This is a genomic window from Microbacterium sp. DMC48, from assembly GCF_056313825.1.
Genome location: NZ_JBQUZN010000005.1, coordinates 463,574 through 476,009 on the forward strand (window position 1 = coordinate 463,574; position 12,436 = coordinate 476,009).

The following is a 12,436-nucleotide window of genomic DNA, read 5'->3' on the forward strand; positions in this document are numbered from 1 at the left end:
TGGAACTTCGCAGGGTGTCGACGTTACGTCGCGGCCGGTGCAGTCGCGAGTCACGATGACGCACGATGACGCGGGTGACACGCGAGCGCGGACCGCCCGTCACTCCAACGGCGGCGATGACCGGCGCATTCCCGGCGGTCGGGATTCGTTCCCGCCCCCTCGAGCCGCGGCTGGTCAGCTCAGGCTGGCGATGAGTTCCTGCACCCGCCCCTTGATGTCGTCACGCACCCCGCGGACGACCTCGACGGGCTGGCCCGCCGGGTCGGTCAGCTGCCAATCCTCGTAACGCTTTCCAGGGAAGATGGGGCATGCATCCCCGCATCCCATCGTGATGACGACGTCGGCCTGGCGCACGGCGTCCGTCGTCAGAATCTGCGGGGTCGCCGCGGACAGGTCGATGCCTTCTTCCGCCATCACGGCCACGGCTGCCGGGTTGACCGCGTTGCCCGGCTCGCTGCCGGCCGAGAACACATCGATGCGGTCGCCGGCGAGCGCACGGAGGTATCCGGCGGCCATCTGAGAGCGGCCGGCGTTGTGCACGCAGACGAAGAGGACGGCGGGCTTGGTGGAGTCGGTCATGGCATTCCTCGTTCGGGTGTCAGGAGAGGGCGGGCGCGGTCGGGATGATCGAGACGGGCTGAGGCCGCGGTGCGCAGCAGGCGCCGCCACGTGAAGCGCCCGAGGAGTCGAAGAGCCCGGCACCGCCGCACACGCCAGTATCGGGCAAGACCAGCTCGACACGCCGTGCGGCCTCGTGATCGCCCGCCACGTCGGCCACGACGCTGCGCACCTGCTCGTACCCGGTGAGCGCGAGAAAGGTCGGCGCGCGGCCGTACGACTTCGCGCCGACGATGAAGAAACCCGGTTCGGGGTGGGCGAGGTCGGCGGCGCCGGTGGCGGCGACCGAGCCGCACGAGTGCACGTTCGGGTCCACCTCGGCGGCGATGCGAACGGGAGCCTGCAAGGTGGAGTCGAGCTCCAGACGCAGCTCCGACAGGAACGACAAGTCGGGGCGGAACCCGGTGAGCACGACGGCCCTGTCGGCAGCGAGGTGACGACCGTCCTCCGCCACGAGGACCACGCCATCACCGGCATCCGTGACGCGTTCCACGCGGAACCCCGTCACGAGCGAGACGAGACCGGCATCCACGAACTCCTTCGCCCGGATGCCGAGGGCTCCGCGCGCGGGCAGCTCGTCTGCTTCACCCCCGCCGAACGCCTTCCGCGCGCTCGCACGACGCAGCGCCCAGGTCACCGTCGTGGACGGGTCGCGGCGCGCCATCCGTGCCAGGGCCAAGACCGCGGTGAGGGCGGAATGCCCGGAACCGACGACGACGGTGTGTCTGCCCTCGAACCCGGAGCGATCTCGGAAATCGGGGATGCGGTAGCTGAGCCGGTCGGCCGCCGCGCGCTCGCCGAGAGCCGGCAGACCGTCCGCACCCGCGGGGTTGGGGGTCTCCCACGTACCGGAGGCGTCGATGACGGCGCGTGCCGCGAGGCGGTAGTCGTCGCCGCCGGTCGGTCGGACGTGCACCGTGAAGGGCTGATCGCCGCGACCGGCATCGACGAGGCGGTCGCGTCCCGACCGCGAGACGCCGACGACGCGCGCGCCGTAACGAACACGATCGCCGAGTGCGTCGGCCAGCGGTGCGAGATAGCGACCGATCCACTGCGCGCCGGTGGGGTAGCCGCTCGGCGGCGGTGTCCAGCCCGTCGCGTCAAGGAGGCGAGCGCTGGCGGCATCGACGAGCTCGGACCAGTCGGAGAACAGGCGCACATGGCCCCACTCGGCCACCGCAGCGGCCGGAGTGTCTCCCGCTTCGAGCACGACGACCGGCATCCGGCGTTCGATCAGGTGAGCGGCGGCGGCGAGCCCCTGGGGGCCGGCGCCGATCACGACGACGGGCAGTGCGTCATCCACCGGAGTCCTCCTTCGTATCGACATCTGTCGATGGGTAAAGATTCCGGCATGCATCGACAGATGTCAATACGAGGTGCACAATCGAAAGATGCCGACGCTGCTGCCCCTCCTGACGAACACCGCCGACGGGTGCCGCTCGACCGCGCCCGCGACCGCGCTGACGGCGGACGAGGCAGAGATGCTCGCCCGCACCTTCAAGGCGCTCGGCGACCCCACGCGGGTGCGCCTGCTGTCGCTGATCGCCGCATCGCCGGGCGGTGAAGCCTGCATCTGCGATCTCACCGCACCGGTCGGCCTCTCCCAGCCGACCGTGTCCCACCACATGAAGCTTCTCGTGGATGCCGGGCTCGCCACACGTGAGCAGCGCGGGCGCTGGGCGTACTTCCGGGTCGTCACCGATGCCCTCGACCAGGCCGCGAACGCTCTCCGCCCGTGAAGGCGGTCGCGATCCGCGCGATGCGGCCCGAAGATTGGCCGGAGGTGGAGGCGATCTATCACGAAGGCCTCGCCACGGGAAACGCCAGCTTCGAGGCTGAGCCGCCCGTGTGGGAGGCCTTCGACACCGGCAAGCTCGGCGTCGGCCGGTTGGTCGCCGTCGACGCCGACGGCGGCGTCACCGGCTGGGTCGCCGCGTCGGCCGTCTCCACCCGCGAGGTGTACCGCGGCGTCGTCGAACACTCGGTGTACGTCGCCGCCCGCGCTCGCGGGGGCGGTGTGGGACGGGCGCTGCTTGCCGCGTTCGTCGAGGCGGTGGATGCCGCCGGGGTATGGACCGTGCAGTCGAGCATCTTCCCGGACAACCACGCGAGCCTCGCCCTTCACGAGCGAGCGGGGTTCCGCCGCGTCGGTCACCGGGAGCGCATCGCGCTCATGACCTACGGACCGTGGGCGGGTCAGTGGCGCGACACGATCCTGGTCGAACGTCGCCGCCCCGACGGAGCGCCGTAACGCGAGAACCCCGCCCAGGCTTTCGCGTGGACGTCAGTCCTGCAGCCAATCCACGCCGCCGCGCAGTGGCCTCCAACCGAACCGAACTCTCTCCAGCTCAACTTCGTCAGCATAGCGCGGTAGCCACTCGACTCTCCACTGCTCGAGCAACGATCCCACCTCGTCGTTGCCTCTGAAGTACATATCACCGGGAACTCCGTCTACAGCTGGCGGATCCAAGACGAACGTCCACCACTCCGCGCCGGTGTCGGGGTAGACGAACAGAAGTCGACCCACCCACGGACCAGATGTCACGCGCGCGAGTCGCCCCTGGTCACCCCAGAAGCCATTCGTGAGTTCCATGCGAGACATCCTCGACTGGTTTGCGCACCACACGCTAGGGGCAAGGCTCCCGACTGGATCGCCGATCACGTCGATCCTGCTCGCTTTCCAAAGACAGCGCGAATGCGAGAACCCCGCCCAGGCTTTCGCGTGGACGGGGTTCTCGACTGAGCGGAAGTGACAGGATTTGAACCTGCGAGGCGAGTTACCCCGCCTACATGGATTCCAGCCATGCTCCTTAGGCCGCTCGGACACACTTCCGTCGACGATCCTATCAGCCGCTGCGACAGCCGCCGTCGCTCAGGCGGTGGTGGGAAGATCACCGGCCAGCAGCAACTGCGGCACCTGCGCGAATCGCCACGCCCCGGCATCCGCGGGGCTCAGGCACCACACCAGGTCGAATCGATCCCCCGGCCACGCGGCGGGCGGGGGCGGGTCGATCGATCCGAGGTGGCTCAGGATGTCGGGGATCAGCTCGTGCTCCCACGCGACGAGCGTGCACCCCGTCGTCGTACGCAGCGCCGCGGCAAGCGCGGCCGTGTCGTCCTTCTTCCACGTCGTCTCCAGAGTGAGCCCCAGCCGCGCGGCCAACGGGGTCACCGTCTGCGCGGGGCGTTTGCTCCCCTTCTCCGGATCGGCCGCGATGAGGCGCGTCGGGCGCCCGAGACCCGCACGCACGGGCACCAGGCCCTGCGACGTGCGCGGATCGAACAACCCCACGAGGGCGCCGGCGCGGGTCCACCCGGCGACGGTGAGCGACTCGGCATCCTGCGAGCCGTCGGGCTGCACGCCGAACGGAGCCCCGGATGCCGCCGGTTTCTCCGCATGTCGGATGAGCATGATCAGCGGCGCGCCGTTGGCAGAAGCGGATGCCGAGGGCGCGCGTTCGGTCGCCGGCACGGCGCCCGACGCCACCGCGGAGCACGCCGAGAGCGCCAGCGCCGCTGCAGACCCCACGCCCGCGGTCAGGAGGGTTCGTCGTGAGAGGGCATCGCGCGCCTGCCGACGTTCGTCCATGTGTTCCTTCTCCGATCGTGCTCGCCGATCGTCACACGCCGGTCCGCGCCAACTCCACGGACCGAGCATGTTCATCGGGCGTGCTGGCAAAACGCCCAGCAGCCACACGGAACGCGGGGTCGCAAACGGTGCTCACGACGTCGCGCACACCGCGGATCGGATCCCCGTTTCGGACCCGCACCGCCGCGGGCACAGGGCGCCCGGCAGCCTAGATCGGCAGCGGTATGCGCCGGGTCTGGGCGCCCAGGTCCCACGGCTCGGTCCAGCCGAGCCGGTCGAACAGCGCGTCGATCACCATCGCGGTGAAACCCCAGACGAGATGACCCTGCACCTCGAAGGCGGGCCCGCGCCACGTCTGCCCTTCGCGCTCGATCACCGTCACCCCGCGGTTGCGCGGGTCGAGCAGGTCGGCCACCGGTGCGCGGAACACGGCGGCGGACTCCGCATCGTCGACGACACGCACGGGCGACGGATGCCGCCACCACCCCAACACGGGCGTGACGAGGTGCCCGGAGAACTCCAACGGCACCGGCGGCAGCGCGCCCAGCACCTCGACTCCGGCCGGATCGAGCCCCGTCTCCTCCTCGGCTTCGCGCAGTGCGGCGGCGATCGGTCCGGAGTCGCCGGGATCGAGCCGTCCGCCCGGAAAGGCGACCTGCCCCGGGTGAGCACGAAGCGTGGTCGCCCGTTCGAGCAGGAGGACGTCGAGATCGCGCGAGACCGCGGCATCCTCCGCCGCGCGCGCACTCGGCACGGCATCGAGCACGCCGAACAGGATCAGCACGGCGGCGGCGCGCGGCGAGACCGCTGCGGGCAGTTGGCGCCGTGGCACTCCCCAGTCCCGGCCATCGCGAGCCAGAGCGGCCAACTCGGCGCGTGCCCCGGCGGCGGAAGCGGTGGAGTCGGAGGGCACCCGTTCAGGCTACGACGCGTCGGCCGCTACGGGGTCATACGCAACTCGCCGGACGCGAAGGGGAACGGGAAAGCGATCGCGTACGGCTCGCCAGGGTCCGGCACCGGCACCAGTGCGAGCCACGTCAGCGACACGACCGTCGCGACGACGAAGAGCACGACGACACCGGTGGCCGCGCGCCCGAGAATCCGCCGCGCATCGTCATCGGATGCCGCGTGATGAACAACACGCTTGAGCGAGAGCAGCACGATGATGGCGGCCGCGACGAAGACCAGAGGGCTCGGACTCAGAACGAGTTCCGCGCACGCGCCCGGTCCCGAGGCCTGCCCGATGCACGACTGCTTCTGACCGCGCACGAACATGCCGTAGCCGCACGCGAGAAGCACCGACAGCAGGACGAGTCGACGCACGCGCTCGACGAGGATGACGCCGGGGAGCGTGCTGCTCTCGACGAGGGGAACGGCCGTGGCTGCCATGACACCTCCGTGGTCTTCCCGCCAGCCTGCCGCCCGGGAGGGGCCCGGTCAAGGAGAACGCCCTCGGTAGGGTGGTCTCTCGTGACCTCGCCTGCACCGCGGATCGGCATCGTCGTCACCGACGCCGCCTTCTACTCCGACGAAGACCCCGACCACGACACCCCGGTGCTCCTGGATGCACTCCGCGCTCGCGGCGCGGCGGCCGAGGCCGTCGTCTGGCACGACGACACCGTCGATCTCGCCGCCTTCGACCTGCTCGCGATCCGCTCCCCGTGGGACTACCCCGAGCGTCCCGATGAGTTCCAGGCCTGGCTCGAGCGCGCGGCGGCATCCACCCGCGTCGTGAACGCCCCGGCGACGATGCGCTGGAACCTCGACAAGCACTACCTCGCCGACCTCGAAGGCGCCGGCATCCGCGTGGTGCCGACCGCGTACGCGGACAGCGTCGACGACGTCCGCGCGGCGCTGGCCGCGCACGACCGCGTCGTCGTGAAGCCGGCGGTGTCGGCGGGGGCGCGCGACACCGGCCTCTTCGACGCCGACGACGAGCGGGCCCTCGACCTGGCGACACGGATCATCGAGGCCGGCGACACCGCGATGATCCAGCCCGAGGTGCCCGAACTGTCCCGCGGGTGGGAGAAGGCCCTCTACCTCATCGACGGACGATTCACGCACGCCATCTCCAAGGGCGCCCTGCTCGAAGTGGGCGGCGGACTCATCGGCGGCGTCTACGAGGAACATCCCGAACAGGTACCCGCCTACGACGACGAGATCGCCTTCGCCACCGCCGTCGTGCAGGCGGTGCAGGCCGTCACCGGCGGTCCGCTCCCCCTCTACGCCCGTGTCGACACCGTGCGCTCGCGGGCCTACGGCCTGGCGCTGCTGGAGGTCGAGCTCGTCGAGCCCGCCCTCAACCTGCACGTCGCACCGCACGTCACCGATGCCGTCGTCGATGCGCTTCTCACGGCGGCGCGAGGCGGAGCGTCCTAGCGGCGCCGGCGCCGACCGCGCGGCAGGAGGCTGACGACGAGCGGGACGAGCGACGCGATCATCATCGCCACACCGAAGACCTCGTCGGTCACCCGCAGCAGGATGCCGCCGATGAGCAGGATGCCGAAGACCACCGCAGCAAGGCCACGCTGAGCGATCCGCTCCAGACGATCGAGTCGGCGTTCGAGGCGCGACATGTCGACCGACACCGTGCCCTCCTCGAAACCCGTGATGAGCCCGTCGAGGCGTCCGGGCAGACGCCACGCGGTCGTGGCGACCTCCGCGACCTGCGCGAGCGCGTCCTTCACGACGTTGCCGCCCTCATCACGCAGCACCTGACCGGCGAACGGCTCGATGCTCTCCCAGATGTTGTAGTCGGGCTCCAGCGTGCTGCAGACGCCCGAGGTGAGCGAGATGGCGCGCACGATCAGCAGGAAGTTCTCCGGCAACTGGAACGGCAGGCTCCGCACGACATCGCCGAACTCCTCCGCGAAGTCGCGGAACTCGCGGGGATCGACCTCGCGCAGTTGCGCGAACCCCATGCCGCCGAAGCGGGCGAACAGTTTCGCGTAGGCACGCTCGAGCTCGCGCGTGTCGGCGCCGGGCAAGAGCGCGCCGACATCGCGAATGCCCTGCACCAGTCTCTTGCTGTCGCGAGCCGCGACGGCCAGCAGCACGGTACGAAGCCCTGAGCGCAGCCGGTCGTCGACGATGCCCATCATGCCGAAGTCGATGAAGGTCAGTGTCCACGCCGGCGCCGCGGCATCCGCGCCGGCGGGGCGGGGCGTCACGAAGACGTTGCCCGGGTGCGGATCGGCGTGGAAGAAACCCGTGCGGAACAGCTGCGTGAACATGGTCGTCGCGAAGGCCTCGGCCACCTCCACGGGATCGATGCCGGCCGCGCGCAGGCCCGCGACGTCGGAGATCTTGATCGCCGTCACATCCTGCAGCGCCAGCACCTTGCGCGTCGAGCGCTCCCAGACGACCTCCGGCACGGCGACGGCGGGATCATCCGCCATGTCCGCGGCGAATCGCTCCGCGTTCTGCGCCTCGTGCAGGTAGTCGATCTCCTCGCGCGACGTCGCCGCGAACTCCTCGGCCAGAGCGGGCGCATCGACGCGGTCCGAGACCAGTCGCACGCGACTCAGCCACCCTGCGACTCGGCGCAGCGCCGCCAGGTCGACGTCGACGATCTCGTCGATCCCCGGGCGCTGCACCTTCACGACGACGGCGCCGAATCCGCTCAGCGTCGCATCTGCCGGCGTCAGTCGGGCGCGGTGCGCCTGCCCCAGGGATGCCGCGGCCACCGGAGTCTCGTCGAACCAGGCATACGCGCGCTCCAGCGGCATCCCGAGCTGCGCCTCCGCTGCGGCGCGGATATCGGCGAAGGGCACGGGCGGCACCTCGTCCTGCAGCCCCTCGAGTTCTTTCGTGATCTCCGGCGGCAGCACGTCCAGACGCGACGACATGAACTGGCCGACCTTGATCATGAGACCGCCGAGGTCGACGGCGAGCGCGTGGAAGCGGCGGGCGATGCGCTGCATCCGCGCGCTGCGCGAGCGCGCGGCGAGGCGCGCGAGGCCCACGCGCGGCAGGAACAGGTCGTACCACCAGGTCTGCGCCAGCGACAGTGCGGCGAAGCGGAGGATGCGCCGGTACCGCGCACGTGAGCCGGACTGCACCGCCGATCAGCCCTGTGCGAGCAGCGCGTACACGCGGCGACGGGCCTCGTCGAGGATCTCGACGGCGCTCTGCACCTGCTCCGGCGTGCCGGTGCGCCCCACCTGCCCGACGGCCTGCGCGAGCGCGAAGCCGGCCTTCGGCAGCGCGCTCATGCGGCCGCCGTCGCGCTGACCCGGTGTCTCCCAGGGCGCCGGACGGTCCGCGGAGGCTTCCGCCTCGGCGCGACCGGCGTCGGTGAGCGCATACGTCTTTCGGCCGTTCGCCTCCTCGGCGAGGATCAGGCCCTCGTCGGCCAGCATCTGCAGCGTCGGGTACACCGAGCCGGCGCTGGGCTTCCACGCGCCGTCGCTGCGCTGTTCGATCTCCTGGATGATCTGGTAGCCGTGCATCGGCTGCTCGGACAGCAGGGCCAGCACCGCCGCGCGCACGTCACCTCGTCCCATGCGGGGGCCGGTGCGCTGCTCGAAGGACGCGCGGAGATTCTCCATCGCCTCCCACATGCCCGCTGAACCGGCCGCGAAGGACCCGGAGCCGAACCCGCGTCCGCCGAAGCTCGGACCGGAGAATGAACCGTTCATGATGCCTCCCGAAATCGCGCCGATCATTCGGCGATAGTGAACGATATATCGTTCACCTATGTTCGCGCCGTGAGTTCTCGCGCGCTCAGCCGAGGAACTGGAACGGGTCGAACTCTTCGATGGGGATCACGCGCACGCGCGGCAGCTGGGCGTCGAAAGCATGCACGTCGTATTCGAGATCGAAGAACTCGATACCCGGGACGGCGGCGAACTCGCTGCTGCGGAACTCGTGGAATCCGATCAGCCCGACACGTCGGTCGTCGTCGACGAGTGCTGCGAGGTCATCGACGAAGTCACGGTCGTGGCTGACGAGAACGACGTCGCCGCTGCGGTCCTCCAGCGCCCGCAGCGTCCGCTGGATGGCGAGGTCGACGACCTTCGCGTCGGCGGGGCCCGACAGCGGCACCGGGGTGTAGCCCAGCGCCAGCAGCGCCTGCACGAATGGCATTGGCAGATGCGTCGACGCATTCAGGAAGAAGAGGCCGCGCACCGGCTGCTGCCAGCGCTCCTCGAGGAAGCCCAGGAGGCGATCCCACCGGGGACGCTCGTCGGGCTGCGGGCGACGGCCGAGGATCGATCCGCCGAGCGTGGCATCGATGTTCTCGCCGTCCACGAGGATCCAGCTGGTGCGGTCCGTCACGTTGCCTCCCTCGGCATCCGCGCGCACCCGCCCGGGCCGCGCCCTTCGACGCTAGCAGGGACGCACGAGCTCACTCGTCGCCGCGGGAGAACATCCGGCGCAGCACGAAGAAGACGATCACCGCGACGACCAGCACCACGACGAGCTTGGCCACGAACCACAGCACGCTGAAGATCACGTTGACGATCACCCAGGCGATCGCGATCGCCACGATCACGCCGACGACGCTCCAGAGAGTGCTCCTGCTCATGCGTCCAGCGTAGGGGCGTGCGCCGTCGCGCCGCGCGTCAAGCGGCCGCCAGCGCGGCGGCGATCGGCGTCGAGCCGGTGTTGAAGCTCACGGTGCGCCCTCGCGTCGCCGGCTCGTCGACCGCGGCCGCGAGCACCGCGGCGACGTCGGCGCGCGACACCGAGGTGCCCGACTCGGCATCCGTCTCGATCAGACCGGTGGCTGCGTCGTCGGTCAGGCTGGACGGCGCCAGGATCGTGAAGTCGACGCCGCTCGCGCGCAGATGATCATCGGCAGCGGCCTTCGCCTCGGCGTAGGCGAAGAAGCCGTTGTCGGGGTCGACGCCATGGTCTGCTCCAGCACCGAAATAGGACACCATGATGAACCGGTCGACGCCCGCCGCCACGGCGGCATCGATCGTGCGGATCGCGGCGTCACGGTCGACGGCGTAGGTGCGGGCCGCGTCACCGCCGCCGGCGCCCGCCGACCAGATCACGACGTCGGAGCCGCGGACGAGGTCGGTCAGCTGCGCGATGTCGAGACCCGCGACGTCGGCCACCTCGGGATGAGCCCCGGCAGCCGCCACATCGTCGGCGTGATCCGCATTGCGGATCACCGCCCTCACGTCGTGTCCGGCCCGAACCAGCAGCGGCTCGGCCTGCAGCGCGACCTTGCCGTGCCCGCCGATGATCAGGATGCGTGCCATGGTTCCAGCCTACGCGCGGCCGCCTACGCTGGAACCATGACCGCCACGATCGCTCTCGTTCTCGTCGCCAACGCCGCAGACGGCTCCCTCACCACCTTCCGCCTCGCCGACGGCACCCTCGAGCGCCTCGCCGTGACCGAGGGACTGACGGGATGCTCCACCTTCGCCGTGGATGCCGCGCGCGACCTCGTCTACGCGGCGGTCAAGGGGGATCCTGCCGGCATCGTCACCCTCTCGCTCGACCGTACGAGCGGCATCCTCACTCCGCTGTCGCGCCGCGATCTCCCCGCCGGCGGCATGAACTACCTCGCGCTCACGCGCGACGGCTCGGCCCTTCTCGGCGCGAGCTACGGCGGTGGCTACGGCATCCTCTCCCCCATCGTCGACGGCGTCGTCGGCGAGCCGGTGTCGACGATCTCCTACCCCAACCTGCACTCGGTGCTGCCGAGCGCTGACGGCCGGTTCGCCTACTTCGTCTCGCTCGGCGCCGACCTCGTCGCCCAGTACGCGATCGCCGACGAGCTCGCCCTCGTCCCGCTGGAACCCTCGACCGTGGCGGCCCCCGTCGGCAGCGGACCGCGCCATCTGCTGGTGAACGACGCGCAGGATGCCGTCTACGTCATGACCGAGTTCTCCGGCGAGGTGCTGCATTACGCCCGCGATACGGCGACCGGCACGCTGGAGCTGGTGGGCGCGGCATCCGCCTTCGACCGCTCGAAGGGTCTCGGCCACAGCGAGTTCGGCGCCGATCCCCTCGCCCACCACTTCATCTGGGGCGCCGACCTGCACGCCGGCGCGGACGGCCGCGTGCTGTGGGCGTCGGAGCGCACCGAGAGCACGCTCGCCGCGGTTGCGGTGGCCGCCGACGGCAGCCTCTCGGATGCCGCGACCTTCACCGTCACCGAGCAGCAGCCCCGCGGCTTCGCCACGAGCGCCGACGGCCGCTACCTCGTGGCCGCCGGCGAGAAGTCGACGTCGGTGTCGCTGTACGCCGTGGACGGCGAGCGCCTCGAGCTGCTCCAGCGCGCCGAGACCGGCAACGGCGCCAACTGGGTGCGCTTCATCGACTGACGCCCCGTCGTCCGTCCCGCCTCGCCGCATCCGCCGACCGATGACGACCAGAGCGGACGGATGAACCGCCTCAGAGGCCGACCATCTCCGCGCTGCGCTCCCACAGGCGCGCGGCGATGACCGGATCGGCGGCGACCGGCGAGGTGCGCGCCAGGCGGTTGGCGACGTAGTAGCCGCCGTGCTCCCAGTCCAGACCTGGCTTGCCCAGCGCGAGCCAGGCCAGCCGCGCCCCGCCGACATCGGTCGAGGTCAGCAGCCGGCTCGTCACGGGATTGGTGTACATGAAGCGCCACGGTCCCTTGGCCGTGGCCGCGAAGCTGCTGCCGATCACGCCCGGGTGGAATGCGGCCGCCGCCACACCGTCGTCGCCCCAGCGCCGCTCGATCTCCTTCGTGAACAGGATGTTCGCGAGCTTCGCGTTGCCGTATGCCGAGCTCGCAGAATATCGCCGCTCGGCGTTGAGGTCGTCGATGTCGAAGCGCGAGAAACGTCGCGCGGCGACGCTCGAGGTCTGGATGACCGCGGCTCCGGAGTCGACGAGGCGATCGCGCAGCAGATTGGTGAGCAGGAACGCCGCCAGATGGTTCGTCTGGAAGGTCGCCTCGAATCCGTCGACCGTGACGGTGCGATCGCCGAAGATGCCGCCCGCGTTGTTCGCGAGGACGTCGATGCGCGGATAGCTCGCCCGCAGTTCATCGGCGAGCGCGCGCACCTGCGCGAGGACGGCGAAGTCGGCGACGTGGAACGGCATGCCGATCCCCTCGGCCACCTGCCGGGTCCGCCGCGGGTCGCGCCCGACGACCACGACCCGCTGCCCGGCCAGGGCGAGCTGTCGGGCCGCGGCGGCACCGATGCCGCTGCTGGCTCCCGTGATCACGATCGTGCGGGGGTCGTTCTCGTTCATGCCGGGAGGGGTCATGCGGCGAGTCTACGTCCGCCGACA

16 protein-coding genes and 1 tRNA gene are annotated in these 12,436 nt (G+C 70.5%); 4 read left to right on the forward strand and 13 right to left on the reverse strand.

Annotated features, from left to right (window positions below; genetic code table 11):
- Positions 1-174: 174 nt before the first annotated feature.
- Both ACT53O_RS11320 and ACT53O_RS11325 read right to left on the reverse strand, forming a co-directional pair.
- Positions 175-579: an arsenate reductase ArsC gene (locus ACT53O_RS11320; protein ID WP_294947529.1), complete on the reverse strand. Its 405-nt coding sequence runs from the start codon at positions 577-579 to the stop codon at positions 175-177.
- A gap of 19 nt (positions 580-598) precedes the next feature.
- Positions 599-1,921, reverse strand: a complete 1,323-nt coding sequence (locus tag ACT53O_RS11325) for an FAD-dependent oxidoreductase (protein ID WP_476152463.1) — start codon at positions 1,919-1,921, stop codon at positions 599-601.
- A gap of 88 nt (positions 1,922-2,009) precedes the next feature.
- Between ACT53O_RS11325 and ACT53O_RS11330 the strand changes: the two genes are divergently transcribed.
- Entirely contained in the window at positions 2,010-2,357 is a 348-nt protein-coding gene (locus tag ACT53O_RS11330; RefSeq protein ID WP_433718829.1) for an ArsR/SmtB family transcription factor, read from the forward strand.
- Positions 2,354-2,869: an N-acetyltransferase family protein gene (locus tag ACT53O_RS11335; RefSeq protein WP_476152465.1), complete on the forward strand. Its 516-nt coding sequence runs from the start codon at positions 2,354-2,356 to the stop codon at positions 2,867-2,869. The genes ACT53O_RS11330 and ACT53O_RS11335 overlap by 4 nt, the downstream gene beginning before the upstream one ends.
- A gap of 33 nt (positions 2,870-2,902) precedes the next feature.
- On the opposite strand, the gene ACT53O_RS11340 is transcribed toward ACT53O_RS11335, so the two are convergent.
- The 5 genes from ACT53O_RS11340 to ACT53O_RS11360 form a co-directional block, all read right to left on the reverse strand.
- Positions 2,903-3,211 carry a hypothetical protein gene (locus ACT53O_RS11340; protein ID WP_476152467.1) on the reverse strand — a complete coding sequence of 103 codons (309 nt, stop codon included), beginning with the start codon at positions 3,209-3,211 and terminating at the stop codon, positions 2,903-2,905.
- A 151-nt stretch (positions 3,212-3,362) separates the two neighbouring features.
- Positions 3,363-3,451: transfer RNA gene (locus ACT53O_RS11345), tRNA-Ser, on the reverse strand.
- Positions 3,452-3,490: 39 nt separating this feature from the next.
- Positions 3,491-4,207: a hypothetical protein gene (locus tag ACT53O_RS11350; protein WP_476152469.1), complete on the reverse strand. Its 717-nt coding sequence runs from the start codon at positions 4,205-4,207 to the stop codon at positions 3,491-3,493.
- Between the two features lie 208 nt (positions 4,208-4,415).
- Positions 4,416-5,120: an NUDIX hydrolase gene (locus ACT53O_RS11355; protein ID WP_476152471.1), complete on the reverse strand. Its 705-nt coding sequence runs from the start codon at positions 5,118-5,120 to the stop codon at positions 4,416-4,418.
- 26 nt (positions 5,121-5,146) lie between these two features.
- On the reverse strand, positions 5,147-5,596 hold the full coding sequence (locus ACT53O_RS11360; RefSeq protein WP_476152473.1) for a cell division protein FtsK: 450 nt from the start codon (positions 5,594-5,596) through the stop codon (positions 5,147-5,149).
- 81 nt (positions 5,597-5,677) lie between these two features.
- Between ACT53O_RS11360 and ACT53O_RS11365 the strand changes: the two genes are divergently transcribed.
- Positions 5,678-6,586 (forward strand): ATP-grasp domain-containing protein, encoded by a 909-nt coding sequence (locus ACT53O_RS11365; RefSeq protein WP_295819019.1) that lies wholly within the window; start codon positions 5,678-5,680, stop codon positions 6,584-6,586.
- Here ACT53O_RS11365 and ACT53O_RS11370 read toward each other — a convergent pair.
- The 5 genes from ACT53O_RS11370 to ACT53O_RS11390 form a co-directional block, all read right to left on the reverse strand.
- The gene (locus ACT53O_RS11370) at positions 6,583-8,268 is read right to left on the reverse strand and encodes an ABC1 kinase family protein (protein ID WP_476152475.1); all 1,686 of its coding nucleotides are present in this window, start codon (positions 8,266-8,268) and stop codon (positions 6,583-6,585) included. The two genes, ACT53O_RS11365 and ACT53O_RS11370, sit on opposite strands and share 4 nt — an antisense overlap.
- Positions 8,269-8,274: 6 nt before the next feature.
- Complete coding sequence (locus ACT53O_RS11375; RefSeq protein ID WP_476152477.1) at positions 8,275-8,847, reverse strand: PadR family transcriptional regulator; 573 nt, start codon at positions 8,845-8,847, stop codon at positions 8,275-8,277.
- Positions 8,848-8,932: 85 nt separating this feature from the next.
- Complete coding sequence (locus ACT53O_RS11380; RefSeq protein ID WP_036319911.1) at positions 8,933-9,487, reverse strand: NYN domain-containing protein; 555 nt, start codon at positions 9,485-9,487, stop codon at positions 8,933-8,935.
- A gap of 70 nt (positions 9,488-9,557) precedes the next feature.
- The gene (locus ACT53O_RS11385) at positions 9,558-9,737 is read right to left on the reverse strand and encodes a hypothetical protein (protein WP_039411607.1); all 180 of its coding nucleotides are present in this window, start codon (positions 9,735-9,737) and stop codon (positions 9,558-9,560) included.
- A 37-nt stretch (positions 9,738-9,774) separates the two neighbouring features.
- Positions 9,775-10,422, reverse strand: coding sequence for an NAD(P)H-binding protein (locus ACT53O_RS11390; protein ID WP_112930886.1), 648 nt, complete (start codon positions 10,420-10,422; stop codon positions 9,775-9,777).
- Between the two features lie 36 nt (positions 10,423-10,458).
- Between ACT53O_RS11390 and ACT53O_RS11395 the strand changes: the two genes are divergently transcribed.
- Positions 10,459-11,493, forward strand: coding sequence for a lactonase family protein (locus ACT53O_RS11395; RefSeq protein ID WP_476152480.1), 1,035 nt, complete (start codon positions 10,459-10,461; stop codon positions 11,491-11,493).
- Between the two features lie 70 nt (positions 11,494-11,563).
- Here ACT53O_RS11395 and ACT53O_RS11400 read toward each other — a convergent pair whose 3' ends face one another.
- Positions 11,564-12,397: an SDR family NAD(P)-dependent oxidoreductase gene (locus ACT53O_RS11400; RefSeq protein ID WP_036319969.1), complete on the reverse strand. Its 834-nt coding sequence runs from the start codon at positions 12,395-12,397 to the stop codon at positions 11,564-11,566.
- Positions 12,398-12,436: the final 39 nt, after the last annotated feature.